Raw genomic sequence first — 26,441 nt, 5'->3', positions numbered from 1 at the left:
GCCTCGTTACTCGATGACGACCAGCGGCTCGTCAAATTCTACCGGCTGACCACTTTCGACCAGAATCGCTTTCACAGTACCTGACTTGTCTGCTTCGATCTGGTTCATCATTTTCATGGCTTCGACGATGCACAGGGTATCGCCAGCATTGACTTTCTGACCCACTTCGATGAACGCTTTCGCGTCCGGGCTCGGGGTGCGGTAGAAAGTACCAACCATTGGGGAACGTACGATGTGACCACTGATTTCTGCGGCTGCGGCAGGTGCAGCTTCTGCTGCTGGCGCAACGGCTGAGGCAAGCGCAGGCTGCTGCTGCATCATTGGTGCTGCATAAGCTTGCTGCATTACCGGGAAGCTAGCGGCTGGGGCTGAACGGCTGATGCGTACAGACTCTTCGCCTTCAGAAATTTCCAGTTCGGAGATGCCTGATTCTTCAACCAGCTCGATCAGTTTTTTAATCTTACGAATATCCATGAGTGGGTTCCGTACTCTTGTTTAGTGTGATTGTGACAGGCGTTTTACCGCTGTCTGTAAAGCGTATGAATAACCGTCTGCACCCAGTCCACAGATAACGCCTGCGGCGATATCCGACAGGTAGGAATGGTGGCGGAACGGTTCTCGGGCATGCACGTTACTCAGATGGATCTCGATAAACGGGATACTCACCGCAAGCAGTGCGTCGCGGATAGCAACACTGGTGTGCGTAAACGCGGCCGGATTGATCAGGATATAGTCCACATTGTCTTTAGCCTGATGAATACGGTCGATGATTGCGTACTCCGCATTTGACTGAAAATGGTCCAAATCCACATCTAATGACGCTGCTTCCGTACCCAGACGGTTAACAATTTCACTCAATGTTAGCGTGCCATACTTCTCTGGCTCACGGGTTCCGAGCATGTTCAGGTTCGGTCCGTTAAGAACTAAGATTTGAAATTTACCAGCCATTATGCCGCTATCTCCTGCGAATCTCGGGTAAAAAACAAAATATACCTTCGATGCGCGATTGTCACCCTTTCAGAGGCCCAAAACCTCTGTCAGGAAAACCAAAGTCGCACATTATAACGATTTCGTAGCATTTGGCAGCTAAATACTGGTCTTATCAGGGAAGATTATCAACCGCAAACCCAAAAAGATTCACGGATGATAAGTATTCTGCGGGAAAACGCACAGTTTCGCGAACTATCGCAACCACTGGCGGAACTTCTTATAACGCCACGCCAGCAGGCCCAACGCCAGCAACGCATAGATGATTGGCTGCGGCGAGAGAATTTTCACCGACCACAGGTAATGAATGGGGGCGAGGATCGCAACAAGATAGACGAAGTTGTGCAGATACTGCCACCGTCGGCCCAGTTTTCGCTGGGCATACTGCGTCGAGGTGAGCGTCAGCGCCAGCAGAATCAGCCAGCTTACAATGCCCAGCGTCAGGTAAGGGCGCGTCACCAGTTCGCGGCCCAGTAGCGACAAATTGTTAATCCCCAGCTCAAGCAGCGCATAGCTGGTGAGATGGATTGTCGCCCAGGCAAAACACCATAGCCCTAACAGACGACGGGTGCGTATCAATAATGGCTGTTTAGCGTAACGCGCCAGCGGTGAGACCAGCAAGGTTGCCAGTAAAAATTTCAGAGCCATCCTACCCGTAAAATGCTGGATATCTTTCGCCGGGTCGGCGCTGAACGCGCCAGCATTCACTGCCCAGAACAGCCATATAAAAGGAAGCGCTCCGGCAAGATGCAGGGCGACCTTCAGCCAGGTAATCTGTTTTGCCGTCAGCCGCACTAGAAATTCTCCCGGAGATCGAGGCCGCGATAGAGCGATGCCACCTGATCGGCATAGCCATTGAAAAGCAGCGTAGGCTGGCGTTTCACATCCAGCGCACCGCCGGAGCCGATAAAACGTTCAGTAGCCTGCGACCAGCGAGGGTGGTCCACATGCGGGTTCACGTTGGCATAAAACCCATATTCATCGGACGCGGCGAGGTTCCAGGTGGTCGGCGGACGTTCACGGGTCAGCTTAATGCTGACGATAGATTTAATCCCTTTAAATCCATACTTCCACGGCACGGTCAGGCGAACAGGGGCACCATTTTGCGGGGGCAGCGCTTTGCCATATACCCCAACGGTCAACAGCGTGAGAGGATGCATCGCTTCGTCAAGACGCAGGCCCTCTACATAGGGATACTGCAGCCCGCCGCCGATAAAACGATCTTTTTGGCCAGGCATCTGCTCAGGGGAGTAAAGCGTCTGGAAGGCGACATATTTTGCATTGCTGGTCGGCTCTACCATCGCCAGCAGTTTGTGAAGCGGAAAACCGATCCACGGCACCACCATCGACCAGGCTTCTACGCAACGCATACGATAGATGCGCTCCTCCAGCGGAAAGCGGGTGGTGAGGTCATGGTGATCCAGCGTTAAAGGTTTCGCGACTTCACCGTCGATAGTTAACGTCCAGGGATCGGTCTTCATACTGCCGGCATTGGCCGCAGGATCGGCCTTATCCAGGCCAAACTCATAGAAGTTGTTATAGCCGGTGACCTTATCTTCCGGCGTCAGGGCCAGTTTGCTCTGCCATTGATCGGGTCTGGAGAACGTCAGTGGCTTACCGGCAGGGGCTTTCGGACGATCATTGCCTTTGAACCAGTCGAGCAGATCGGCGTGAGCCGAGGGGGTAAGGGTGAGTGCAGTGGCGCTGATGCCAAGCATTTTCAGGATCTGGCGGCGCTGGAGCATAAAAGCCGATTCAGCAGTTACATCGGCTTCCGTCAGTTTTTTCATTTTCATGGCATCCTCCGTCATGCGATGAGGTAAGCATGACGGAGGAGTGAGGTTAATGCGAATATGTCACGAAAAATTGAAGATTAGGCGATTTTAACCAGCGTACGACCCTGGGCCTGGTTGGCGATAATCTTCGCAGCATATTCTGCCGCCTGCTCGAGGCCAATCTGGGTTGCACTCTGGGCAAAGAACGCTTCCGGCAAATCGCGAACCAGCCGCGTCCATGCTTCGGTACGGCGAGCGGCGGGCGTCATAACGGAATCTACCCCCTGCAAACGCACGTTGCGCAGAATAAATGGCATCACCGTGGTGGGCAGTGCAAAGCCGCCCGCCAGACCGCAGGCCGCCACGCAGCCGCCGTAGTTCATCTGAGCCAGCACTTTCGCCAGCACTTTATCGCCGACGGTATCCACCGCACCGGCCCAGAGCTGTTTTTCCAGCGGACGGGTTTCAGCGAATTCGTCGCGGCCCAGAATGCGGCTTGCCCCCAGCTTGCGCAGATAATCATGGGTGCTTTCGCGACCAGAGACCGCCGCGACCTGATAGCCGAGCTTATGTAACAGCGCGACCGCGGTGCTCCCTACGCCGCCGCTGGCGCCGGTCACCACGATTTCGCCCGATTGCGGCGTAACACCCGCCTCTTCGAGCGCCATAACGCAGAGCATGGCGGTGAAGCCGGCGGTGCCGATGATCATGGCTTTACGGCCATCAAGGCCTTTCGGCATAGGAACCAGCCAGTCGCCCTTCACGCGAGCCTGAGCGGCGAGGCCACCCCAGTGATTTTCGCCGACGCCCCAGCCGGTCAGCAGCACCTGCTGCCCGGCATGGAAGCGAGGATCTTCACTGGTATGAACGCGACCCGCAAAGTCGATACCCGGAACCATGGGGAAGTTTCGGATAATTTTACCCGCGCCAGTAATGGCGAGCGCGTCTTTGTAGTTCAGGCTCGACCAGTCAATATCAACGGTCACGTCGCCTTCAGGCAGTCGGCTCTCTTCGATGGCTTGCACTGTGGCAAGCGTTTTGCCGTCCTGCTGTTCTAAGATCAAAGCCTGCATACAGGTTCCTTACTAAGCATGATGATGGGAGAATAATTTCTGAAGACTATACTCGCACAGTGAAACGCGATGCCGATTTAACGCAATAAATTGCCAGAAACACCAGGTTTGGTAGTATGCCGCTGTTTAAAGCGAGTTAGCGCTCACTCGCTATCCTCATTCACTCACGGAGTAATCTCAAGGATGCGATTATCGACGAAGTTCTCCGCTTTTATCACCTTGCTGACCGGCATGACCATTTTCGTCATTCTGATTGGCTGTTCACTGAGCTTCTATAACGCCGTTCAGGACAAACTGGTCAACCGCGTGCAGGCCGTGGCCTCGGTCATTGATACACGACTTGTCAGCACGTCGTTTTCCCAGCTCTCCGGCCAGCTTGACGAACTGATGGCACCAACGGACATCGTCAGCATTGAGATAAAGCAGGGCAGAGAGACGGTCTTTCGCCATCAGCGCACCGGGGTATACCACTCTGCAGGCATACAGATGCAGTATCGCGAACAGGATATCCATTCGCTGAAAAATCCGGGTATGACCCTCAGACTGGTATATCAGGATCCGATGAACAACTACCTCCACTCGCTGATGACCACCGCGCCACTCACCCTCGCCGTTGCCTTTATCGCGTTGTTACTCCTGTTGGCCGTGCGCTGGCTGCGCCGCCAGCTCAACGGGCAGGAGTTACTTGAATCGCGTTCGGCGCGTATTCTGAACGGAGAGCGGGGGGCACAGGTTCGCGGGTCAGTCTATGAATGGCCATCCCGTACCAGCAGCGCGCTCGATGTCCTGCTCTCTGAAATCCAGTTTGCCAGCGATCAGCGCAGTCGCATGGACACCCTGATTCGCTCTTATGCCGCGCAGGACAACAAAACCGGTCTCAATAATCGTCTCTTCTTTGATAACCAGTTGGCCACGCTGCTGGAAGACCAGGAGAAAGTGGGCTCCCACGGCGTGGTTATGTTAGTTCGCCTACCAGACTTTGATCTGATGAAAGATAACTGGGGACGTACGGTCGCAGAAGAGCATCTGTTTACCCTTATTAATCTGCTCTCAACATTTATTATGCGTTACCCGGGCGCGTTACTGGCCCGCTATCATCGCAGTGATTATGCAGTGTTGCTTCCCCATCGCACGTTGAAAGAATCCGAAAGTATTGCCAGCCTGCTGCTTAAAACCGTGGATGCCCTGCCGCCTACGAAAATGCTCGATCGCGATGATATGGTGCATATTGGCATCTGCGCCTGGCGTGGCGGGCAGACGACGGAGCAAGTAATGGAACACGCCGAAGCCGCTACCCGTAACGCGGTGCTGCAGGGCGCCAACGGTTGGGCCGTGTACGACGACTCCCTGCCGGAGAAGGGGCGCGGCAACGTGCGCTGGCGTACCCTGATTGAGCAGACTCTGAACCGCGGTGGGCCGCGTATTTATCAGAAACCGGCGGTTACAAAAGATGGCATGGTCCATCATCGTGAACTGCTGTGCCGTATTTTTGATGGCAACGAAGAGGTGGTCTCGGCGGAGTACCTGCCGATGATCCTCCAGTTTGGGCTGTCGGAAGAGTACGACCGCCAGCAAATCACGCGCCTGATGCCTTTTTTATCTTTCTGGCCGGAAGAAAATCTGGCGATCCAGATAACCGTTGAATCGCTGATTCGCCCGCGTTTTCAGCGCTGGCTGCGTGATGTTTTGATGCAGTGTGAAAAATCACAGCGAAAACGGATTATTTTTGAACTTGCAGAGGCAGATGTCTGTCAACATATCAGCCGGTTACAAGCGATAGTACGTTTGATCACTGCGCTTGGCGCTCGCGTGGCGGTAACCCAGGCGGGTTTAACGTTGGTCAGTACCAGTTGGATCAAGACCCTTGAAGTGGCACTGTTAAAGCTCCATCCGGGTCTGGTTCGGAACATTGAAAAGCGCACGGAAAACCAGCTGCTGGTGCAGAGTCTGGTGGAAGCGTGCAAAGGGACACAGACGCAAGTATTTGCCACTGGCGTGCGCAGCAGAAGTGAATGGCAGACGTTGACAGAGCGCGGCGTGTCAGGCGGTCAGGGGGATTTTTTTGCTGCCTCTCAGCCGCTTGACAGCAATGTGAAAAAATATTCGCAAAGATACTCTGTTTAACCTGCCGTTTAATTTGTTTTCACGTAGAATATCGCGCCTGTAGCTTGAGTATGACGAGCAAAAAAGACAGTGAACGACCTTTGACTGGTTACAAATGAAAGTGTGAGGAACACTGCTGTTGATTCAGCCCTGAGGGAGTCAGGTGTCGATTTGTAACAAAGGAAACGTACTGCACTAATTTTCACCGTAGCAGATGATTTTTGCGCCTTGTCGCTGCTGCGCGTGGTTGGTAAAGTAAGCGGATTTTGTTTTCCGCCCCAGCTTTCAGGATTATCCCTTAGTATGTTGAAAAAATTTCGTGGCATGTTTTCCAATGACCTGTCCATTGACCTGGGTACCGCGAATACCCTTATCTATGTAAAAGGACAAGGCATCGTACTGAATGAGCCTTCCGTTGTGGCCATTCGTCAGGATCGTGCTGGTTCACCGAAAAGCGTGGCGGCCGTTGGTCATGACGCTAAGCAGATGCTTGGTCGTACCCCAGGTAACATCGCAGCTATTCGCCCGATGAAAGACGGCGTTATCGCTGACTTCTTCGTGACCGAAAAAATGCTTCAGCACTTCATTAAGCAGGTGCATAGCAATAGCTTCATGCGTCCAAGCCCGCGCGTTCTGGTGTGCGTGCCGGTAGGTGCTACCCAGGTAGAGCGTCGTGCTATTCGTGAATCCGCTCAGGGCGCCGGTGCGCGTGAAGTCTTCCTGATTGAAGAGCCGATGGCTGCCGCAATTGGCGCGGGTCTGCCGGTTTCCGAAGCCACCGGTTCCATGGTTGTAGATATCGGTGGTGGTACCACTGAAGTCGCCGTTATCTCCCTGAACGGCGTGGTCTACTCCTCCTCCGTACGTATCGGCGGTGACCGTTTCGACGAAGCCATCATTAATTATGTGCGCCGTAACTACGGCTCTCTGATCGGTGAAGCGACCGCAGAGCGTATCAAGCACGAAATCGGTTCTGCCTATCCGGGCGACGAAGTGCGTGAAATCGAAGTTCGCGGACGTAACCTGGCTGAAGGCGTTCCACGCGGCTTTACCCTGAACTCCAACGAAATCCTCGAAGCGCTGCAGGAGCCATTGACCGGTATCGTCAGCGCCGTGATGGTTGCCCTGGAACAGTGCCCGCCGGAACTGGCTTCCGATATCTCCGAGCGCGGTATGGTTCTGACTGGTGGTGGTGCGCTGCTGCGTAACCTCGACCGCCTGTTGATGGAAGAGACAGGTATTCCTGTCGTAGTTGCAGAAGATCCACTGACTTGCGTAGCCCGTGGCGGCGGCAAGGCGCTGGAGATGATCGACATGCACGGCGGCGACTTGTTCAGCGAAGAGTAGTCGGAAGTGAAAGGGTAGCGGATGCTACCCTTTCTCTCTGACGCGAGAGTACGCATAGCCTATGAAGCCAATTTTTAGCCGTGGCCCGTCGCTACAGTTTCGCCTGATTTTGGCGTTGCTGGTGGCGCTCGGCGTCATTATCGCCGATAGCCGCCTCGGTACGTTCAGCCAGATCCGAACGTACATGGATACCGCCGTCAGTCCTTTCTACTTTATATCAAATGGTCCCCGTGAATTGCTGGATAGCGTCTCCCAGACGTTGTCATCGCGCGACCAGCTCGAACTTGAAAACCGTGCATTACGCCAGGAGTTGCTGCTGAAAAACAGCGAACTGCTGATGCTGGGCCAGTATCGTCAGGAAAATGCCCGTCTGCGTGAGCTGTTAGGATCGCCGCTGCGTCAGGATGAGCAGAAAATGGTTACCCAGGTCATCTCGACCGTTAACGATCCCTATAGCGATCAGGTGGTCATCGACAAAGGCAGCGTAAACGGTGTTTACGAAGGCCAGCCGGTTATCAGCGATAAAGGCGTTGTAGGGCAGGTGGTCGCCGTTGCTAAGCTGACCAGCCGCGTTTTATTGATTTGCGATGCAACGCATGCATTGCCGATTCAGGTATTACGTAACGATATACGCGTGATTGCTGCCGGCAACGGTTGTACTGATGATCTGCAACTGGAGCATCTGCCTGCTAACACCGACATTCGGGTGGGTGATGTACTGGTGACATCGGGTCTGGGGGGGCGTTTCCCGGAAGGTTATCCTGTGGGTGTGGTCTCCTCTGTGAGGCTGGATACTCAGCGCGCCTATACCGTGATTCAGGCTCGTCCAACGGCCGGTCTGCAGCGTCTGCGTTATCTGTTATTGCTCTGGGGCGCAGATCGCAACGGCAGTAACCCAATGACGCCGGAAGATGTGCACCGTGTAGCAAATGAACGTCTGATGCAGATGATGCCGCAGGTGTTACCATCACCTGACGCGATGGGGCCACCGGCGCCCGTTCCGGCGCCAGCGACGGGGCTAACCCAGCCTCAGCCTGCTACGCCGCCACCGCAGCGCTCCCCGGGAGGGCAATAGTGGCAAGTTATCGTAGCCAGGGACGCTGGGTTATCTGGCTCTCGTTTTTAGTCGCACTGCTACTGCAAGTTATGCCCTGGCCGGACGACATTCTTGTCTTCCGGCCAAATTGGGTACTGCTTATTCTGTTGTACTGGATTCTGGCGCTCCCGCACCGCGTAAATGTGGGCACGGGATTCGTGATGGGTGCCATACTGGATCTCATCAGTGGCTCTACGCTTGGCGTGCGCGCTTTGTCCATGAGCATCATTGCTTATCTGGTCGCACTAAAATTCCAGCTTTTTCGCAATCTGGCGCTCTGGCAACAGGCGCTGGTGGTGATGTTGTTATCTCTTGCTGCGGATATCATTGTTTTCTGGGCAGAGTTTTTAGTGATCAACGTCTCTTTCCGACCTGAAGTGTTCTGGAGTAGTGTAGTAAACGGTGTCCTCTGGCCATGGTTATTCCTGCTGATGCGTAAAATTCGCCAGCAGTTTGCCGTGCAATAAAAAGGTTTCTATGACGTCTTTGTATCTCGCTTCCGGCTCACCTCGCCGTCAGGAATTGCTGACCCAGTTGGGCGTAACGTTTGAACGCATCGTCACCGGCATTGAAGAAGTCCGGGCCAGTGGCGAAAGCGCTCAACAGTATGTTTCCCGCCTGGCGCGAGAGAAGGCACAGGCAGGCGTGGCGCAAACGCCGCATGATTTACCCGTACTGGGCGCAGATACCATCGTTATCCTTAATGGTGAAGTCCTTGAGAAACCGCGCGATGGCGCTCATGCGGCGACCATGCTGCGCAAATTGTCCGGGCATACGCATCAGGTCATGACCGCCGTTGCCATCGCTGACAGCCAGCACGTACTGGATTGCCTGGTCGTTACCGATGTTACGTTCAGAGTGCTCACCGAAGAAGACATTACCGCTTACATCGACAGCGGTGAACCTATGGATAAAGCAGGTGCATACGGTATTCAAGGGTTGGGTAGCTGTTTTGTCAGGAAGATAAATGGCAGCTATCACGCCGTAGTCGGCTTACCGCTGGTGGAAACGTATGAGTTGCTGAGCAATTTTAACTCACTGCGTGAGAGAAGAGATAATTATGACGGCTGAATTGTTGGTAAACGTAACGCCATCGGAAACGCGTGTCGCTTATATTGATGGCGGCATTCTGCAGGAAATCCATATTGAGCGTGAAGCGCGACGCGGAATCGTAGGCAATATCTACAAAGGTCGTGTGAGTCGTGTGCTACCGGGTATGCAGGCGGCATTTGTAGATATTGGTCTGGATAAGGCCGCATTCCTTCATGCTTCTGACATCATGCCGCACACCGAATGCGTGGCGGGTGAAGAGCAAAAACAGTTTACCGTACGCGATATCTCGGAGCTGGTTCGTCAGGGGCAGGATCTGATGGTGCAGGTGGTGAAAGATCCCCTCGGTACCAAAGGTGCGCGTTTAACAACCGACATTACGCTGCCTTCCCGTTATCTGGTCTTTATGCCCGGTGCGTCTCACGTTGGGGTTTCCCAGCGCATTGAGAGCGAAACCGAACGCGAACGCCTGAAAAAGGTCGTTAGTGCCTATTGCGACGAGCAGGGCGGTTTTATCATTCGTACCGCCGCAGAAGGGATTAGCGAAGACGATCTGGCCTCGGACGCGGCCTACCTGAAACGCGTCTGGACCAAGGTGATGGAGCGTAAAAAACGCAACCAGACGCGCTATCAACTGTATGGCGAGCTGGCGCTGGCTCAGCGCGTTCTGCGCGACTTCGCCGACGCTCAGCTTGACCGCATCCGCGTCGACTCCCGTCTGACCTATGAAGCCTTGCTGGAATTTACCAGCGAGTACATTCCTGAAATGCCGGGTCTGCTGGAACACTATGTCGGCAAGCAGCCGATCTTCGATCTGTTCGACGTGGAGAACGAGATCCAGCGCGCGCTGGAGCGTAAAGTGGAACTGAAGTCCGGCGGTTATTTGATTATTGACCAGACCGAAGCCATGACGACGGTGGATATCAATACCGGTGCCTTTGTAGGCCACCGAAATCTTGATGACACCATCTTCAATACCAATATAGAAGCAACCCAGGCTATCGCCCGTCAGCTGCGTCTGCGTAATCTTGGCGGCATTATCATCATCGATTTTATCGATATGAGTAATGAAGACCACCGTCGCCGCGTGCTGCATTCACTGGAGCAGGCGCTCAGTAAAGATCGCGTTAAAACCAGTATTAACGGCTTCTCGCAGCTGGGGCTGGTGGAGATGACCCGCAAACGCACCCGCGAAAGCGTGGAGCACGTGCTCTGTAATGAGTGTCCGACGTGCCACGGCCGTGGCACGGTGAAGACCACCGAGACGGTCTGCTATGAAATCATGCGTGAAATTGTTCGCGTGCATCATGCCTACGACTCCGACCGTTTCCTGGTCTATGCTTCTCCTTCGGTGGCAGAAGCCCTGAAAGGGGAAGAGTCCCACGCATTGGCAGAAGTGGAAATTTTTGTCGGCAAACAGGTGAAAGTACAAATCGAACCGCTCTATAACCCGGAGCAATTCGATGTGGTAATGATGTAATACGCAGGCTGCTGCGATACGAGAACGGCTGACAAGGAGCGACGCGTGAGGCGACTGCCGGGGATTTTATTGCTTACAGGGGCAACGCTGATTGTGATTGTCGCGCTGCTGGTAAGCGGGCTGCGTCTCGTATTGCCGCATCTGGATAGCTGGCGCCCGCAGGTGCTGGCTAAACTGGGATCTGCGACCGGTATGCCGATTGAGGCCAGTAAGCTCAACGCCAGCTGGCAAAACTTCGGCCCCACCCTCGACGTTCATGACATCAATGCCGGCCTGAAGGATGGCGGCTATCTGAAAATAAGCCGCGTCACCCTCGCTCTGGATGTCTGGCAAAGCTTGTTGCACCTGCGCTGGCAGTTTCGCGATCTCACCTTTTATCAGCTGAAGTTTGTAACCAATACGCCGTTAAGTAATGACAAACAGAGCGGTGGGTTTGAAGCAAACCGTATTAGCGATCTCTTTTTACGCCAGTTCGATCATTTCGATCTGCGCGACAGTGAAGTGAGTTTTATTACCCTCTCTGGCCAGCGTGCCGAACTGGCGATCCCGCAACTGACCTGGCTTAACGGTAAAGATCGCCATCGCGCCGAGGGACAGGTCAGCCTCTCCAGCCTGAACGGTCAGCACGGGATCGTGCAGGTACGTATGGACCTGCGTGATGATGACAGCGGTCTGCTAAACAATGGCAAAGTGTGGATGCAGGCTGACGACGTAGATGTTAAACCCTGGTTGGGTGAATGGCTGCAGAAAGATATGCAGTTGCAGACGGCGCGGTTCAGCATTGAAGGCTGGATGACCCTCAGTAAAGGCGAGATCGCCGGTGGGGACATCTGGCTGAAGCAGGGCGGCGCGAGCTGGCCGGGTGAAGATCGTCAGCATCGACTTATGGTGGATAACCTCACCGCGCATATTACCCGCGCTGGCGAAGGCTGGCAGTTTGCTATTCCTGATACCCGCATCACGCTGGATGATAAACCCTGGCCGCGTGGCGCGCTGGCGCTGGCGTGGATCCCGGAACAAGAAGTCGGCGGCAAAAATAGCAAGCGCAGCGATGAGTTGCGTATTCGCGCCAGTAACCTCGAGCTGGAAGGGCTTGAAGGATTGCGTTCAATGGCGTCAAAACTCTCACCGGCTCTGGGGGAAGTGTGGCAGGCGACACAGCCGGTCGGGGCCATTAACTCGCTGGCGCTGGATATTCCTCTGCAGGCTACCGAGAAAACCCGTTTCGACATCGCCTGGACCGACCTCGCGTGGAAACAGTGGAAGCTGCTGCCAGGGGCAGAACATTTCAGCGGAACCCTGGAAGGGAGCGTTGAAGATGGCCGTCTGACCGGCCAGATGAATAATGCCGTCATGCCTTATGAAACGGTCTTCCGCGCCCCGCTGGAGATTGAGAAAGGAACCGCAACGCTCAACTGGTTAAAGAACGAAAAAGGGTTCCAGCTGGATGGCCGCCAGATTGATGTGAAAGCGAAAGCGGTACATGCCCGGGGCGACTTCCGTTATATGCAGCCTCAGGGCGAAGAACCCTGGCTGGGCATTCTGGCGGGTATTAGCACGGATGATGGGGCGCAGGCCTGGCGCTATTTCCCTGAAAACCTGATGGGCAAGGATCTGGTGGATTACCTGAGCGGTGCGATTCAGGGTGGCCAGGCGGACAACGCTACCCTGGTCTATGGCGGTAACCCGCACCTGTTCCCATACAAACATAATGAAGGCCAGTTCCAGGTGCTGGTCCCGCTGCATAACGCGACCTTTGCCTTCCAGCCGGACTGGCCGGCGCTAAAGAATCTCGATATCGAACTCAACTTCATCAACGACGGCCTGTGGATGAAGAGCGACAGCGTGGCGCTGGGCGGCGTGACTGCCAGCAACCTGAAGGCGGTTATCCCCGATTACTCAAAAGAAAAATTGCTGATTGATGCCGATATCAACGGGCCGGGTAAGGCCGTTGGGCCCTATTTTGCAGAGACTCCGTTGAAGGATTCCCTGGCTACGACCCTGGATGAGCTCCAGCTTGATGGTGATGTGAATGCTCGCTTACATCTGGATATTCCGCTCGACGGTGAAATGACCACCGCTGAAGGCGACGTGCATCTGCACGACAACGATCTGTTTATTAAACCCCTCAATAGCACCATCAATAACCTGAGTGGCCAGTTCAGCTTTGTGAATGGCAATCTAAAGAGTGAACCCCTGACGGCAAGCTGGTTTAAGCAGCCGGTCACTATCGACTTTTCGACCACCGAGGGGGAAAAGGCGTATCAGGTCGCGGTGAATCTGGATGCTAACTGGCAGCCAGCCCGTATGGATGTGCTGCCAAAACCGGTTAGTGAAGCGGTGAACGGCTCGTTGCCGTGGCAGGGGAAAGTGGCAATTGATCTGCCGTACCGTGGAAGCGCGAAATATAAGGTAGATATCACCAGCGATTTGAAGAATGTAAGCAGTCACTTACCTTCTCCGCTGAACAAGAGCGCAGGTGAAGCATTACCGGTTAAAATCAATGTCGATGGCAACCTTAACAGTTTTACCCTGACGGGCAACGCCGGTGCCAATAACCACTTCAACAGCCGCTGGCTGCTGAATCGCAAGCTAACGCTGGATCGGGCAATCTGGACCTCCGATAGCCGCACCCTCCCGCCGCTACCGGATCAGCCGGGCGTTGAACTGAATTTGCCAGCGATGGATGGCGCCGAGTGGCTTGGATTGTTACAAAAAGGGGTAGGGAAAAACGTGGATGATGCCGCGCAATTCCCGGAGCAGATCACCGTTCGGACCCCTTCGCTGGCGCTGGGCGGACAGCAGTGGAACAACCTGAGCATTGTCTCCCGACCGACGGCGACGGGATCGACGGTCGAGGCGCATGGTCGTGAAATCAACGCGACGCTAACGATGCGAGATGCCGCCCCATGGCTGGCTGATATCCGCTACCTCTATTTCAACCCGGCCTCACCGACGGGCAGTAACGACACTAACGCAATCCCCTTCGCGGCGAATAAACGCATCGATTTTACCGGCCTGCCTGACCTTCAACTGCGCTGTGCTGAATGCTGGCTGTGGGGACAAAAATATGGTCGCATCGACGGCGATTTTGCCATTAAGGGCAACACCCTGTCCCTGACGGACGGGCTGCTGGATACTGGCTTTGGCCGTTTGACGGTGAACGGTGAATGGGTAAACAGTGCGAGCGAGCAACGTACCTCGCTGAAAGGGCAGGTGAAAGGTAATAAGCTGGATGCCGCAGCAGGCTTCTTTGGGGTCACCACACCGGTTCGCGATTCGAATTTTGATGTCGATTATGACCTGCACTGGCGCAATCCGCCGTGGCAGCCGGATGAGGCCTCGCTGAACGGAATCATCAAAGCGCGGCTTGGAAAGGGCCATATTACCGACGTAAGCACCGGCCATGCCGGGCAAATTTTGCGTCTGCTGAGTTTTGATGCCCTGCTGCGTAAGCTGCGCTTCGACTTTAGCGATACCTTTAATGAAGGCTTCTACTACGATGCCATTCGTAGCACCGCCTGGATCAAGGACGGGGTACTGCATACGGACGACACCCTGGTTGATGGGCTGGAAGCTGATATCGCTATGAAAGGCTCCGTCAACCTGGTGCGTCGCGAACTGGATATGGAAGCGGTTGTCGCGCCGGAGATCTCCGCTACCGTCGGCGTGGCGGCGGCCTTTGCGGTTAACCCGATTGTGGGCGCTGCGGTGTTTGCTGCCAGTAGGGTGCTAGGACCACTGTGGAACAAGGTCTCGATTCTGCGCTATCGCATCACTGGCCCGGTAGATAAACCGCAGATCAATGAAGTCCTGCGCCAGCCGCGCAAAGATGCACAGCAATGATTTGACGCGGGCAATTAATTGCCTCACTCTCAATAGATAAGATCTTAATTACCGCCTCGTGGGCGGCAACGAACAACGAGTAGCAAAACGATGAGTCTGAACCTGGTAAGTGAACATTTGCTGGCAGCGAACGGCCTGAATCATCAGGATCTGTTCTCTATTCTTGGTCAACTGACCGAACGCCGTCTCGACTACGGCGATCTCTATTTCCAGTCGAGCTATCACGAGTCCTGGGTGTTAGAAGACAGCATCATCAAAGATGGTTCCTGGAACATCGATCAGGGTGTGGGAGTCCGCGCGGTCAGCGGTGAGAAAACCGGTTTTGCCTATGCTGACCAGATTAGCCTGGCGTCGCTGACTCAGAGCGCACAGGCCGCTCGTACTATCGTGCGTGAGACGGGCAACGGACAAGCAAAAACCCTTGGCGAAGTGTCGCATACGGCGCTTTATACCAGCATCGATCCGCTGCAGAGCATGAGCCGCGAAGAGAAACTGGACATCCTGCGTCGCGTAGACAAAGTCGCCCGTGCGGCGGATAAGCGCGTACAGGAAGTGAGCGCCAGCCTGAGCGGTGTTTATGAATTGATCCTGGTGGCCGCCACCGATGGCACCCTGGCTGCCGATGTTCGTCCGCTGGTGCGTCTGTCGGTCAGCGTACAGGTTGAAGAGGATGGGAAACGAGAGCGCGGCTCAAGCGGCGGCGGCGGTCGTTTCGGTTATGAGTGGTTCCTTGCCGATGCGGATGGCGAAGTGCGTGCCGACGCGTGGGCGAAAGAGGCTGTGCGCATGGCGCTGGTAAACCTCTCCGCCGTTGCAGCACCCGCGGGCACTCTGCCGGTCGTGTTGGGTGCTGGCTGGCCGGGCGTGCTGCTGCACGAAGCGGTCGGTCACGGTCTGGAAGGTGACTTCAACCGTCGCGGTACTTCAGTCTTCAGCGGCCAGATGGGTCAGCTGGTGGCATCTGAACTTTGTACCGTTGTCGATGATGGCACCATGGCCGATCGCCGTGGATCTATCTCAATCGATGACGAAGGGACGCCGGGCCAGTACAACGTCTTGATTGAAAATGGTGTGCTGAAAGGCTACATGCAGGACAAACTCAACGCGCGTCTGATGGGCGTGGCACCTACCGGTAACGGTCGTCGTGAGTCTTATGCCCATCTGCCGATGCCGCGTATGACGAACACCTACATGCTGGGTGGAAAATCCACGCCGCAAGAGATCATCGAGTCGGTCGATTACGGTATCTATGCCCCGAACTTTGGCGGTGGCCAGGTGGACATCACCTCCGGTAAATTTGTCTTCTCAACTTCAGAAGCCTATCTGATTGAGAAAGGCAAAGTCACCAAAGCGGTAAAAGGGGCGACGCTGATTGGTTCGGGTATTGAAGCGATGCAGCAAATCTCTATGGTCGGCAACGATCTCAAGCTGGATAACGGCGTGGGCGTGTGCGGCAAAGAGGGGCAAAGCTTGCCGGTTGGCGTAGGCCAGCCGACGCTGAAAGTAGATAACCTGACGGTGGGCGGCACGGCCTGATCCAACTCTGCTCCTCTTCCTGCGGGAAGAGGAGCCTGCTACTCCTTCCTTTTTTCCCGCATTGCCCGATACAGCTCCGCCACGTCCACAAAGTAATCTGTCAGATAGTTAATACAGACCTGTACCTTCAGCGGCAATTTATCCTTTTCAGTATAAAGCGCATAGACCGGACGGGGATCGGATTGATAGCGCGGGAAGAGGATCTCCAGCTCGCCGCTGTTGATCTCATTGATCACCCACATTAGCGGTACATAAGCGATCCCGGCGCCGGCCACCAGCCAGCGCGTTAAGGTCATGGGATCGTTGGTCACAAACCGTCCCTGCGGGATCAACTTTGTCGATAACCCCTCTGGCGCCACCAGTTCAAACGCGTTGTCCGGACGCACGCTGTACTCAAGCCAGGAGTGGTTACTGAGATCGGCAGGTTTATCCGGTATCCCGGCCTGCACAAGGTACTTTTTGGCGGCACAAACCACCATCGGCATGCTACCCAGTCGCCGGGAGAAGAGGCTGGAATCCTGGAGCGCGCCTACGCGGATCACCACGTCCAGGCCGTCGGCAATCAGGTCCGGTGCCGGAATGCCGGTCACCAGATCAACTGACAGGCCTGGGTACTCTTTCAACATCTCTGCCGTCATACCGGCGAGGACATTTTGTGCCATAGTGGAAGAGCAACCGATACGCAGGGTACCAATGGGGGTGTTATTAAAGGCGTAGAGTTGCTCGTGCACCTCCTGCGCTTCATGCAGCATACGGCGGCAGCCCTGATAGTAAATTTTACCGGCTTCGGTCAGGCCGATACTGCGGGTACTGCGGTTAAGAAGTTTTACCTGAAGGTCATCTTCCAGTTTAGAGACGGTCTGACTGATCGACGAGACGCTCATCTGTAGTTGCCGGGCAGCGGAAGTAAATGAGCCCAGTTCAACGACTTTGGCAAAAACGGACATGCGTTTTAAACGTTCCATTATTCACTCTGGCTTAAAAGTGATTTAGATCACATATTATAGATAACAGCATAACAGTTACGCTAATATACTATTAATAACCCGGCAGCTACGCCACTCTCGCCCGGCTTTTCTTGACCTTAATGCGGTGGCGCAGCTCAATAAATCTTTCGCCTGCTCGCTCTCTAACCAAGGTCAACATGAGTCTGTTTCCCGTTATCGTGGTGTTCGGTTTGTCGTTCCCACCGATATTTTTTGAACTGCTTTTATCACTGGCGATTTTTTGGCTGGTGCGTAAGGTGCTGACGCCGACCGGCATTTATGATTTCGTCTGGCACCCTGCATTGTTCAATACCGCGCTGTACTGCTGCCTGTTTTATCTGATATCGCGTTTGTTTGTTTGAGGTAGATGTGAAAACACTAACAAGAAAAATCTCTCGTACCGCTATCACCCTGGCGCTGGTCGTACTGGCGTTCATCGCGATTTTCCGTGCATGGGTCTACTACACCGAGTCACCCTGGACGCGCGATGCGCGTTTTAGCGCCGATATCGTGGCGATTGCGCCTGACGTCGCAGGGCTGATTACCTCAGTGAATATTAAAGACAACCAGCTGGTGAAGAAAGACCAGGTGCTGTTTACCATCGATCAGCCACGTTATCAGAAAGCGCTGGAAGAGGCTGAAGCAGATGTTGCCTACTACAAAGCGCTGGCCGCGGAGAAACGTCGTGAAGCCGGACGCCGTAACAAGTTAGGCGTGCAGGCCATGTCCCGTGAAGAGATTGACCAATCTAACAACGTGCTGCAAACCGTCCTGCATCAGCAGGCAAAAGCTGAAGCGACCCGCGATCTGGCGAAACTGGATCTGGAACGCACCGTGATTCGCGCCCCGGCCGATGGCTGGGTGACGAACCTGAACGTTTATACCGGCGAATTTATTACCCGCGGCTCGACCGCAGTGGCGCTGGTTAAGCAACGCTCTTTCTACGTGCTGGCCTATATGGAAGAGACCAAGCTGGATGGGGTACGCCCGGGTTATCGGGCAGAGATTACGCCTCTGGGCAGCAACCGCGTACTGAAAGGTACGGTAGATAGCGTGGCGGCAGGCGTGACAAACGCCAGCGCAACCCGTGACAGCAAAGGGATGGCCACCGTTGACTCTAATCTGGAGTGGGTGCGTCTGGCCCAGCGTGTACCGGTACGTATCCGTCTGGATGAAGAGCAAGGCAACCTGTGGCCGGCAGGCACGACGGCAACGGTGGTGATCACCGGCGAGAAAGATCGTGATGCCAGCCAGGATTCATGGTTCCGTAAAATGGCGCATCGCCTGCGTGAGTTCGGTTAATCACTATGGGCATCTTCTCCATCGCCAACCAGCATTTACGCTTCGCCATTAAGTTGGCCTGCGCCATTGTGCTGGCGCTGTTTGTTGGCTTTCACTTCAATCTGGAGACCCCGCGCTGGGCGGTATTGACGGCGGCAATCGTCGCGGCCGGCCCGGCGTTCGCGGCCGGGGGCGAACCCTATTCAGGCGCTATCCGCTATCGCGGGATGTTACGTATTGTCGGTACCTTCATTGGCTGTATCGCCGCGCTGACCATCATCATTCTGATGATCCGCACCCCGCTGCTAATGATTATGGTGTGCTGCATCTGGGCCGGTTTTTGTACCTGGGTCTCCTCATTGATCCGTGTGGAAAACTCCTACGCCTGGGGGCTTTCTGGCTATACGGCGCTAATCATTGTTATCACTATTCAGACCGAGCCGTTGCTCACGCCGCAGTTTGCGGTTGAGCGCTGTAGTGAAATTGTGCTTGGTATTGTCTGTGCGATCGTCGCGGATCTGCTCTTCTCGCCGCGATCCATCAAACAGGAAGTCGACCGGGAGCTGGATGCGCTGATCGTTGCTCAGTATCAGCTGATGCAGCTCTGTATCAAACATGGCGACAGCGAAGCGGTGGATAATGCCTGGGCGGCGCTGGTGCGCCGTACCACCGCGCTGGAGGGGATGCGCAGCAACCTCAATATGGAATCTTCTCGCTGGTCGCGAGCTAACCGACGCCTGAAAGCGCTTAATACCGTCTCCTTAACGCTGATCACCCAGGCTTGCGAAACCTATCTTATTCAAAATAGCCGCCCGGAAGTCATCACCGACACCTTCCGCGAACTGTTTGAAGAGCCGGTAGAGACTGTGCAGGATGTGCACCGACAGTTAAAACGCATGCGTCGGGTCATCGCCTGGACTGGCGAACGTGATACGCCCATCACCATCTATAGCTGGGTAGGCGCGGCGACACGCTATTTGCTTCTTAAGCGGGGCGTCATCGGTAACACCAAAATCAGCGCCACGGAAGAAGAGGTGCTGGCAGGCGAAGTGGTCGTAAAAGCCGAATCGGCAGAACGCCACCACGCCATGGTCAACTTCTGGCGTACAACGCTTGCCTGTATGCTCGGTACTTTGTTCTGGCTCTGGACCGGCTGGACCTCCGGCAGCGGGGCGATGGTAATGATTGCGGTGGTGACTTCGCTGGCAATGCGACTTCCCAATCCACGCATGGTGGCGCTGGATTTCCTGTATGGCACCATTGCGGCGCTGCCGCTGGGGGCATTCTATTTCCTGGTGGTGATCCCCTCGACTCAACAAAGCATGTTCCTGCTCTGCCTCAGTCTGGCAGTGATGGCCTTCTTTATTGGTATCGAGGTGCAAAAGCGTCGACTGGGATCGCTGGGGGCGCTGGCCAGTACCATTAACATCATCGTGCTGGATAACCCCATGACCTTCCACTTCAGCCAGTTTCTGGATAGTGCGCTGGGGCAGATTGTGGGCTGTTTCCTGGCGATGATGGTGATTCTGCTGGTGCGCGATAACTCGCAGGCCCGCACCGGGCGCGTTTTGCTGAATCAATTTGTTTCGGCCGCCGTCTCGGCGATGACCACCAACACTGCCCGGCGTAAAGAGAACCATCTGCCTGCGCTCTATCAGCAGCTCTTTTTACTGCTGACGAAGTTCCCGGGAGATATCGCCAAGTTCCGTCTGGCGCTGACGTTAATCATTGCCCATCAGCGACTGCGTAATGCGCCGGTACCGGTGAATGACGATCTCTCTGCGTTTCACCGCCAACTGCGTCGCACTGCGGATCACGTGATTGCGGCCTCCAGCGACGACAAACGCCGACGCTACTTTGGCCAACTCCTGGAAGAGCTGGATGTCTATCAGGAAAAACTGCGTATCTGGGAAGCGCCGCCGCAGGTGACCGAGCCGGTAAACCGGCTGGTCAGCATGCTGCATCGGTATCAAAATGCCCTTACCGACAGCTAATCCTCCCGCAAAAACCGACGCCCAAAGCGTCGGTTTTTTTGTGGCTATACTTAGTCTGGCAAGTTTTTAAATCCAGAAAGGGAGGACACCATGACAACGCAGACTCTCCAGGACAGTGCGCTTTTTCAAACCGGGTATCTGGTTGATGGCGTCTGGAAAACGCTCGACACCACCTTCGATGTGCTCAATCCGGCTACCGGCGAGGTGATCGCCAAAGTGGCGAAAGCGGGCACCAAAGAGACCGAAGAGGCTATCGCTGCGGCCAGTAAGGCGTTTCCTGCATGGCGGGCGAAAACCGCTAAAGAGCGCTCAACGATACTTTATCGCTGGTATGAACTCATCATCGAAAACAAAAGCTGGCTTGGTCAGTTGATGACCATGGAACAGGGCAAACCCCTGAAAGAGGCCGAAGGCGAGGTAGAATACGCGGCGAGCTTTATCCAGTGGTTTGCCGAGCAGGCCAAGCGTGCAAACGGTGAAATTATCCCACCCATTAAACCCGGCTCCCGGATCCTTGCTACTCGCGAACCCGTTGGCGTGGTGGCAGCCATCACGCCGTGGAACTTCCCCATGGCCATGCTGACCCGCAAGCTCGGTCCGGCGCTGGCTGCCGGCTGTACGGGGGTGATCAAACCGGCGAACAACACTCCCCTTAGTGCCTTTGCACTGTTGACGCTGGCGAAAAAAGCGGGCGTGCCGGATGGTGTGCTGAATGCCGTTGCGGGCAATACGCATGAGATAAGCGACGCCATTATGGCCAGCCATGAAGTGCGAAAAATCTCCTTCACCGGCTCTACTGAGGTTGGAAAAACCCTGGTGCGCAACGCCGCAGAGACCATGAAAAAAGTCTCCATGGAGTTGGGGGGGAACGCGCCGTACATCGTCTTCGACGATGCCGATATTGACGCTGCCGTAAAAGGAGCCATCGCTAACAAATTCCGTAACGCAGGCCAGGTCTGCGTGAGTGTTAACCGTTTCTATATTCAGGAATCGGTGTACGACGAGTTTGTTAACAAGCTTGCTGAGGCGGTCAATGCGCTGAAAGTGGGTAATGGACTGGAGGAGGGCATCGTAGTCGGGCCGCTTATTGAATCCTCTGCCGTGGAAAAGGTACGCGAGCATGTGGAAGACGCAGTCGCAAAAGGGGCAACCGTGCTGGCAGGCGGTAAACCGCACAGCCTGGGCGGCAATTTCTGGCAGCCTACGGTGCTGGGAGATTGTCATGAAGGTATGAAGCTGGCCAGCGAAGAGACCTTCGGGCCGGTGGCAGCATGCTTCCGCTTTACTACAGAAGATGAGGTGATCCAGCGAGCCAATAACACGCCGTTTGGTCTGGCTGCCTACTTTTACACCCAGAATCTGTCGCGCGTATTCCGGGTGTCTCAGGCCATTGAAAGCGGCATGATCGGTATTAACGAGTGCGCGGTCTCAACTGAGCTTGGACCATTTGGTGGGGTGAAGGAGTCAGGGCTGGGTCGTGAGGGCTCGGTACTGGGGCTGGAAGAGTTTCTTGAAGTCAAAACCCTGCATATCGGGGGATTATAATCGTCGGGGCGGCTATGCCGCCCACCTTTACGGGGTGGCGGACAATGAATATCTACACGTTTGATTTTGATGAAATCGACAGTCAGGAAGACTTTTATCGCGAGTTCTCGCGGGTGTTCGGCATTGAAAAAGGGAAGGTCGCCAACCTGGATTCCTTGTGGGATGTGGTAACGACTCATCCGCTCCCTGTACCGCTGGAGATTGAGTTCATTCATCTCCCCGAGAAGCTACGCAGGCGTTTTGGGGCGTTGATTTTGCTGTTTGATGAGGCAGAAGAGGAGCTGGAAGGACAAATTCGGTTCAATGTCCGGCCGTAGACATAAAAAAGCCCCTGACAGGCAGGGGCAAGTCGTACGCTGAGTACGACGAGGGTTTATTTATACAGTTCTGCGGTGGCGTGCCAGTGATCGCCCTGAGTGAGTTCAGTGACGCGATAGCTGCCGGCACCTGCTTTTTCAGCTTTTGCCGCCAGTTTGTGGCGAATATCCATTGGCGAGCCAGAAACCTGTGATACGGATACGCTACCCAAAGATTGCAGGTTTTGTGCCTGATCGGCATTCACTTGTTGCACAGCCGCGCTGGCACCAAAGGAAATAACAGAGGCTAAACCCAGTGTGGCGATGAGAGATTTCATTTTCATAGTCATTACTCCAGAAGTTGTTTTGCTCAACGGCATGAAGGATTAAACCGCTTTTTTTATATCTGACGCCGTTGAGTGAATTATCAGTGCTTATTACCAGAACTTATTTATACAGCTCTGCGGTTGCGTGCCAGTGGTCACCACTGCGCGCTTCGATCACACGGTAAGAAGAGGCACCCTGTTCTTCCGCTTTTTTGTTCAACATCTGACGCATATCCATCGGTGACGTACCAATTGCACCAACAGAAACAGTGCCGATAGCCTGGCGAGACTGTGCCTGTTCAGCGTTGATGGAATCAGCCGCAAAGGCACCGAAAGAGAGAACGGACAGGACGCTAAGCGCTGCTACAGTTGTTTTGATTTTCATGATTTTTTCCTCGTCGTATTTTTTATAGGGCCTTTCATTTCGTGACCCTCATCACAAAATCAAGTATACACTAATAACGGGAAAAATTAATACCATGCTAATTGTTTCCCCTGAAATTACGTATTAAGCACGGCGTTTTTTATAACTAAAATGAATTAAAATGGTCACTTATTCGTCACATTGGTGGTGTATAGCTTTAAAAATCATTGGGATAGGGTACTTTGATTTTTTGTGCGATTTTACGGTTTATCATTCACCACATGAATGTCAAATGGCAGGAAATCGCACTAAATGTGAAAGCAATAAGCAACAGAATGTAGGGAGAAGGGCGTTTGTGGCAGTAGGTTCCCCGCTGCCAGGAGCAGCAGGGAAGGGGGATCAGAGTTCTTGTTCGAACAGCACCAGGATGGCTTCATAAAGGTCTTTGACCGAGAAACCATTGGCCGGGGTGGTGAAGATAGTGTCATCCCCGGCAATAGTGCCAAGAATGCCTTCTGCTTTACCCAGCGAGTCCAGCAGGCGCGCGATAAGCTGTGCAGCCCCCGGGCTTGTGTGAATGACGACAACCGCGTCGTTATAATCGATATCCAGTACCAGATTTTTCAGCGGGCTGGAGGTGGTCGGAACGCCAAGCTCGGCTGGCAGGCAATAAACCATCTCCATTTTGGCATTGCGAGTCCGCACCGCGCCAAACTTCGTTAACATGCGCGAGACTTTCGACTGATTGATGTTATCGAAGCCCTCTTCCTGCAAGGCCTGGACGATTTCACCCTGGGAACTGAATTTTTCTTCTTTAAGTAGCGCTTTAAACGCCTTCACTAATTCTTCTTGTTTTGAAGAGGTTCGCATAAGTCACCCGAAATATGGCGGTAGAAACAACATTATTATGCACATAGATGAATTTTTATGCAAACTATCTGCCCAAACTTAGGCTGAAATAATGTTATGAAAGAGCGGGATTTTATCAAATTTTGTTATCCAGGAACATGCCTGCGTCACGCCTTATAAATAACCTTAAAAGTAAATTAAATGTTATCAAATTGATGTTGTTTTGGTGGCGCGCAGAGGTGTATTGTAACCCCCTCTTGATTCGTTGCTTAGTTCTCGCCAGGCACCTGATAGCCTTCAGGCCGCAGCGAAAAGTGAGTGACCCCTGATTCTGCAGCAACGACGATTGTAATTATTTATCTGCTGAATTAAGGTCGCCGCGACGGAGCAACAGATATTTAGCTCACCATAATAAGGAGTTTAGGATGAAAGTCGCAGTCCTCGGCGCTGCTGGCGGTATCGGCCAGGCGCTTGCCCTACTACTGAAAACCCAGCTGCCTTCAGGCTCAGAACTCTCCCTGTACGATATTGCCCCGGTTACCCCAGGTGTGGCGGTTGACCTGAGCCACATCCCAACGGCTGTTAAAATCAAAGGCTTCTCCGGTGAAGATGTGCGTCCTGCGCTGCAAGGTGCGGACGTGGTTCTCATCTCTGCAGGCGTCGCGCGTAAACCGGGTATGGATCGTTCCGACCTGTTTAACGTTAATGCGGGCATCGTGAAGAACCTGGTTCAGCAGATCGCTGAAACCTGCCCGAAAGCGTGCATCGGTATCATCACTAACCCGGTCAACACCACTGTGGCGATTGCTGCAGAAGTGCTGAAAAAAGCGGGCGTGTATGACAAAAACAAACTGTTTGGCGTAACCACGCTGGACATCATCCGCTCCAACACCTTTGTGGCGGAATTGAAAGGCAAGCAGCCAACCGAGCTGGAAGTGCCGGTTATCGGTGGCCACTCTGGCGTGACTATTCTGCCGCTGCTTTCCCAGATCCCAGGCGTGACTTTCTCTGAGCAGGAAGTGGCTGACCTGACCAAACGTATCCAGAACGCGGGCACCGAAGTGGTGGAAGCGAAGGCGGGTGGCGGTTCTGCGACGCTCTCTATGGGCCAGGCAGCAGCGCGCTTCGGCCTGTCCCTGGTTCGCGCCCTGCAGGGTGAGAAAGGCGTTGTAGAATGTGCTTACGTTGAAGGTGATGGCGAACACGCCCGCTTCTTCTCGCAGCCACTGCTGCTGGGTAAAAACGGTATCGAAGAACGTCAATCTATCGGCACGCTGAGCGCGTTTGAACAACAAGCGATGGCAGGCATGCTGGATACGCTGAAAGGCGATATCAAACTGGGCGAAGAGTTTGTAAACAAGTAATCTCCTCCCAGTGAACAAAAACCGGAGCCCAGGCTCCGGTTTTTTTATTGCTGTCAGTTGGTGGCGGGATATTCCTGAATGGTCACCTGCAGCGTGAGCTTTTTATCTTCGCGCATCACTTCGACAGGGATGATGGAGCCAGGCCTGATTTCGGCCACCTGATCCATAGTTTCCAGCGCGGAAATCGCCGGTTTGCCATTCACCGAGACAATAACGTCGTTAACCTGCAGACCCGCTGCAGCCGCCGGCCCGCCCGGAGAGACCTCGTTGACTACAATTCCCTGAATCTGATCGATACCGCCGCCGCCCTGTGCGTGCAGTGGCGCGATTTCACGCCCGCCAATACCGATATAGCCGCGGATCACCCGGCCATCGCGAATCAGCTTATCCATGATTTTGGTTGCTAACTGGAAGGGAATCGCAAATCCCAGCCCTTCCGGCGTTTCACCATCGTTGCTCTTATCGAAGGAGAGCGTATTGATGCCTATCAGCTCCCCCAGGGAGTTGACCAGCGCCCCGCCGGAGTTACCGTGGTTAATGGAAGCATCCGTTTGCAGGAAGTTTTGACGGCCCGAGGGGTTCAGGCCAATTCGGCCGGTGGCGCTAATAATGCCCTGAGTAATGGTCTGCCCAAGGTTATAAGGGTTACCGATGGCCAGCACCACATCGCCAATATGCGGGCTACGTTTGCGGTTGATGGGGATCACCGGCAGGCCGCCGGTGGCCGTGATTTTCAGTACCGCAAGGTCGGTCAGGCTGTCTGAACCGACTAACAGCGCTTCGAACACGCGCCCATCCTGCAAGGCGACAATAATCTGATCGGCGTCGTTGATAACGTGCTTATTGGTAATGATATAGCCGCGTTCATCCATGATCACCCCGGAGCCCAGGGTACGGATCTCTAGTTGATTATGGCTGGTACTGTTCAGACCGCGGTTATAGACATTCACCACCGCAGGCGCGGCGCGGCGTACCGCCTGGTTGTAGCTGGCAGGTGTTTCATCTGCGCTGTCAAACTGCGGCGCAGCCAGCTTATTAAACTGGCGCAAAGAGGGCATGGCGACCAGTAACAGGCCACCAACAGCCAGGCCAATGGCGACCGAACGAATGATCTTCAGAAACATGATGCGGGCGTCGTTAAAG

At 54.4% G+C, this 26,441-nt stretch carries 24 protein-coding genes; 14 read left to right on the top strand and 10 right to left on the bottom strand.

The features are described 5' to 3' along the window. Nucleotides 1–6: 6 nt before the first annotated feature. The 5 genes from accB to acuI all read right to left on the bottom strand — a co-directional run bounded on the left by accB (nt 7) and on the right by acuI (nt 3,835). On the bottom strand, nt 7–474 hold the full coding sequence (accB, locus tag JZ655_RS18720) for an acetyl-CoA carboxylase biotin carboxyl carrier protein (protein WP_207292490.1): 468 nt from the start codon (nt 472–474) through the stop codon (nt 7–9). 21 nt (nt 475–495) lie between these two features. Further along, nucleotides 496–948 carry a type II 3-dehydroquinate dehydratase gene (aroQ, locus tag JZ655_RS18715; protein WP_006178857.1) on the bottom strand — a complete coding sequence of 151 codons (453 nt, stop codon included), beginning with the start codon at nt 946–948 and terminating at the stop codon, nt 496–498. Between the two features lie 234 nt (nt 949–1,182). Continuing rightward, nucleotides 1,183–1,782, bottom strand: coding sequence for a protein-methionine-sulfoxide reductase heme-binding subunit MsrQ (gene msrQ / locus JZ655_RS18710; RefSeq protein ID WP_046885751.1), 600 nt, complete (start codon nt 1,780–1,782; stop codon nt 1,183–1,185). Beyond that, nucleotides 1,782–2,783 carry a protein-methionine-sulfoxide reductase catalytic subunit MsrP gene (gene msrP / locus JZ655_RS18705; protein ID WP_040073825.1) on the bottom strand — a complete coding sequence of 334 codons (1,002 nt, stop codon included), beginning with the start codon at nt 2,781–2,783 and terminating at the stop codon, nt 1,782–1,784. Before msrP ends, msrQ begins: the two co-directional genes overlap by 1 nt. Nucleotides 2,784–2,860: 77 nt before the next feature. Next, nucleotides 2,861–3,835 (bottom strand): acrylyl-CoA reductase (NADPH), encoded by a 975-nt coding sequence (acuI, locus tag JZ655_RS18700; RefSeq protein WP_207292489.1) that lies wholly within the window; start codon nt 3,833–3,835, stop codon nt 2,861–2,863. Nucleotides 3,836–4,018: 183 nt separating this feature from the next. Between acuI and csrD the strand changes: the two genes are divergently transcribed. The 8 genes from csrD to tldD all read left to right on the top strand — a co-directional run bounded on the left by csrD (nt 4,019) and on the right by tldD (nt 16,293). Further along, the gene (gene csrD / locus JZ655_RS18695; RefSeq protein WP_046885753.1) at nt 4,019–5,959 is read left to right on the top strand and encodes an RNase E specificity factor CsrD; all 1,941 of its coding nucleotides are present in this window, start codon (nt 4,019–4,021) and stop codon (nt 5,957–5,959) included. Between the two features lie 282 nt (nt 5,960–6,241). Beyond that, nucleotides 6,242–7,285, top strand: coding sequence for a rod shape-determining protein MreB (gene mreB / locus JZ655_RS18690; protein WP_000913396.1), 1,044 nt, complete (start codon nt 6,242–6,244; stop codon nt 7,283–7,285). 61 nt (nt 7,286–7,346) lie between these two features. Then, on the top strand, nt 7,347–8,360 hold the full coding sequence (gene mreC / locus JZ655_RS18685; RefSeq protein WP_040073828.1) for a rod shape-determining protein MreC: 1,014 nt from the start codon (nt 7,347–7,349) through the stop codon (nt 8,358–8,360). Beyond that, entirely contained in the window at nt 8,360–8,848 is a 489-nt protein-coding gene (gene mreD / locus JZ655_RS18680; RefSeq protein ID WP_040073829.1) for a rod shape-determining protein MreD, read from the top strand. Before mreC ends, mreD begins: the two co-directional genes overlap by 1 nt. Before the next feature lie 10 nt (nt 8,849–8,858). After that, nucleotides 8,859–9,452 carry a Maf family protein gene (locus tag JZ655_RS18675; RefSeq protein WP_207292488.1) on the top strand — a complete coding sequence of 198 codons (594 nt, stop codon included), beginning with the start codon at nt 8,859–8,861 and terminating at the stop codon, nt 9,450–9,452. Then, on the top strand, nt 9,442–10,911 hold the full coding sequence (gene rng, locus JZ655_RS18670) for a ribonuclease G (RefSeq protein WP_040073831.1): 1,470 nt from the start codon (nt 9,442–9,444) through the stop codon (nt 10,909–10,911). Before JZ655_RS18675 ends, rng begins: the two co-directional genes overlap by 11 nt. 45 nt (nt 10,912–10,956) lie before the next feature. Then, on the top strand, nt 10,957–14,757 hold the full coding sequence (yhdP, locus tag JZ655_RS18665) for an AsmA2 domain-containing protein YhdP (RefSeq protein WP_207292487.1): 3,801 nt from the start codon (nt 10,957–10,959) through the stop codon (nt 14,755–14,757). A 90-nt stretch (nt 14,758–14,847) separates the two neighbouring features. After that, nucleotides 14,848–16,293, top strand: a complete 1,446-nt coding sequence (gene tldD / locus JZ655_RS18660) for a metalloprotease TldD (protein ID WP_046885756.1) — start codon at nt 14,848–14,850, stop codon at nt 16,291–16,293. Nucleotides 16,294–16,331: 38 nt separating this feature from the next. Here the strand turns inward: tldD and aaeR are convergent, their stop codons facing one another. Next, nucleotides 16,332–17,258: an HTH-type transcriptional activator AaeR gene (gene aaeR, locus JZ655_RS18655; protein ID WP_040073834.1), complete on the bottom strand. Its 927-nt coding sequence runs from the start codon at nt 17,256–17,258 to the stop codon at nt 16,332–16,334. A 179-nt stretch (nt 17,259–17,437) separates the two neighbouring features. On the opposite strand from aaeR, the gene aaeX reads away from it, so the two are divergent. The 5 genes from aaeX to JZ655_RS18630 all read left to right on the top strand — a co-directional run bounded on the left by aaeX (nt 17,438) and on the right by JZ655_RS18630 (nt 22,416). Further along, a complete protein-coding gene (gene aaeX, locus JZ655_RS18650; RefSeq protein ID WP_040073835.1) occupies nt 17,438–17,641 on the top strand; it encodes a p-hydroxybenzoic acid efflux pump operon protein AaeX in 204 nt (67 codons plus the stop codon). Nucleotides 17,642–17,648: 7 nt separating this feature from the next. Then, a complete protein-coding gene (gene aaeA / locus JZ655_RS18645) occupies nt 17,649–18,581 on the top strand; it encodes a p-hydroxybenzoic acid efflux pump subunit AaeA (RefSeq protein WP_207292486.1) in 933 nt (310 codons plus the stop codon). Nucleotides 18,582–18,586: 5 nt separating this feature from the next. Further along, complete coding sequence (gene aaeB / locus JZ655_RS18640) at nt 18,587–20,554, top strand: p-hydroxybenzoic acid efflux pump subunit AaeB (protein WP_207292485.1); 1,968 nt, start codon at nt 18,587–18,589, stop codon at nt 20,552–20,554. Nucleotides 20,555–20,644: 90 nt separating this feature from the next. Next, nucleotides 20,645–22,099, top strand: a complete 1,455-nt coding sequence (locus JZ655_RS18635) for an NAD-dependent succinate-semialdehyde dehydrogenase (RefSeq protein ID WP_207292484.1) — start codon at nt 20,645–20,647, stop codon at nt 22,097–22,099. Nucleotides 22,100–22,143: 44 nt separating this feature from the next. Further along, nucleotides 22,144–22,416, top strand: coding sequence for a barstar family protein (locus JZ655_RS18630; protein ID WP_207292483.1), 273 nt, complete (start codon nt 22,144–22,146; stop codon nt 22,414–22,416). Nucleotides 22,417–22,472: 56 nt separating this feature from the next. Here JZ655_RS18630 and yhcN (JZ655_RS18625) read toward each other — a convergent pair whose 3' ends face one another. From yhcN (JZ655_RS18625) to argR, 3 genes are all read right to left on the bottom strand, one after another. Beyond that, entirely contained in the window at nt 22,473–22,739 is a 267-nt protein-coding gene (gene yhcN, locus JZ655_RS18625) for a peroxide/acid stress response protein YhcN (protein ID WP_207292482.1), read from the bottom strand. A 103-nt stretch (nt 22,740–22,842) separates the two neighbouring features. Continuing rightward, entirely contained in the window at nt 22,843–23,106 is a 264-nt protein-coding gene (gene yhcN / locus JZ655_RS18620; RefSeq protein WP_040073841.1) for a peroxide/acid stress response protein YhcN, read from the bottom strand. Between the two features lie 378 nt (nt 23,107–23,484). Then, the gene (gene argR, locus JZ655_RS18615; RefSeq protein ID WP_046885760.1) at nt 23,485–23,955 is read right to left on the bottom strand and encodes a transcriptional regulator ArgR; all 471 of its coding nucleotides are present in this window, start codon (nt 23,953–23,955) and stop codon (nt 23,485–23,487) included. A 404-nt stretch (nt 23,956–24,359) separates the two neighbouring features. Between argR and mdh the strand changes: the two genes are divergently transcribed. After that, nucleotides 24,360–25,298 (top strand): malate dehydrogenase, encoded by a 939-nt coding sequence (mdh, locus tag JZ655_RS18610; protein ID WP_207292481.1) that lies wholly within the window; start codon nt 24,360–24,362, stop codon nt 25,296–25,298. Nucleotides 25,299–25,351: 53 nt separating this feature from the next. Here mdh and degS read toward each other — a convergent pair whose 3' ends face one another. Then, complete coding sequence (degS, locus tag JZ655_RS18605) at nt 25,352–26,422, bottom strand: outer membrane-stress sensor serine endopeptidase DegS (RefSeq protein WP_046885859.1); 1,071 nt, start codon at nt 26,420–26,422, stop codon at nt 25,352–25,354. Nucleotides 26,423–26,441: the final 19 nt, after the last annotated feature.

Origin of the sequence: Leclercia pneumoniae, from assembly GCF_017348915.1 — a bacterium.
Classification (GTDB): domain Bacteria; phylum Pseudomonadota; class Gammaproteobacteria; order Enterobacterales; family Enterobacteriaceae; genus Enterobacter; species Enterobacter pneumoniae.
Note: the sequence above shows the minus strand (reverse complement) of the source record. Positions and strands in the feature narration are given on the sequence as shown.

Coding starts and splice junctions, on each gene's coding strand:
- mreB (WP_000913396.1), top strand. CDS start 6,242: ATGTTGAAAAAATTTCGTGGCATGTTTTCCAATGACCTGTCCATTGAC.
- mreC (WP_040073828.1), top strand. CDS start 7,347: ATGAAGCCAATTTTTAGCCGTGGCCCGTCGCTACAGTTTCGCCTGATT.
- degS (WP_046885859.1), bottom strand. CDS start 26,422: ATGTTTCTGAAGATCATTCGTTCGGTCGCCATTGGCCTGGCTGTTGGT.
- mdh (WP_207292481.1), top strand. CDS start 24,360: ATGAAAGTCGCAGTCCTCGGCGCTGCTGGCGGTATCGGCCAGGCGCTT.
- yhcN (WP_207292482.1), bottom strand. CDS start 22,739: ATGAAAATGAAATCTCTCATCGCCACACTGGGTTTAGCCTCTGTTATT.
- tldD (WP_046885756.1), top strand. CDS start 14,848: ATGAGTCTGAACCTGGTAAGTGAACATTTGCTGGCAGCGAACGGCCTG.
- JZ655_RS18630 (WP_207292483.1), top strand. CDS start 22,144: ATGAATATCTACACGTTTGATTTTGATGAAATCGACAGTCAGGAAGAC.
- yhcN (WP_040073841.1), bottom strand. CDS start 23,106: ATGAAAATCAAAACAACTGTAGCAGCGCTTAGCGTCCTGTCCGTTCTC.
- accB (WP_207292490.1), bottom strand. CDS start 474: ATGGATATTCGTAAGATTAAAAAACTGATCGAGCTGGTTGAAGAATCA.
- msrP (WP_040073825.1), bottom strand. CDS start 2,783: ATGAAAATGAAAAAACTGACGGAAGCCGATGTAACTGCTGAATCGGCT.
- acuI (WP_207292489.1), bottom strand. CDS start 3,835: ATGCAGGCTTTGATCTTAGAACAGCAGGACGGCAAAACGCTTGCCACA.
- aaeX (WP_040073835.1), top strand. CDS start 17,438: ATGAGTCTGTTTCCCGTTATCGTGGTGTTCGGTTTGTCGTTCCCACCG.
- JZ655_RS18635 (WP_207292484.1), top strand. CDS start 20,645: ATGACAACGCAGACTCTCCAGGACAGTGCGCTTTTTCAAACCGGGTAT.
- aroQ (WP_006178857.1), bottom strand. CDS start 948: ATGGCTGGTAAATTTCAAATCTTAGTTCTTAACGGACCGAACCTGAAC.
- csrD (WP_046885753.1), top strand. CDS start 4,019: ATGCGATTATCGACGAAGTTCTCCGCTTTTATCACCTTGCTGACCGGC.
- aaeB (WP_207292485.1), top strand. CDS start 18,587: ATGGGCATCTTCTCCATCGCCAACCAGCATTTACGCTTCGCCATTAAG.
- JZ655_RS18675 (WP_207292488.1), top strand. CDS start 8,859: ATGACGTCTTTGTATCTCGCTTCCGGCTCACCTCGCCGTCAGGAATTG.
- aaeR (WP_040073834.1), bottom strand. CDS start 17,258: ATGGAACGTTTAAAACGCATGTCCGTTTTTGCCAAAGTCGTTGAACTG.
- argR (WP_046885760.1), bottom strand. CDS start 23,955: ATGCGAACCTCTTCAAAACAAGAAGAATTAGTGAAGGCGTTTAAAGCG.
- rng (WP_040073831.1), top strand. CDS start 9,442: ATGACGGCTGAATTGTTGGTAAACGTAACGCCATCGGAAACGCGTGTC.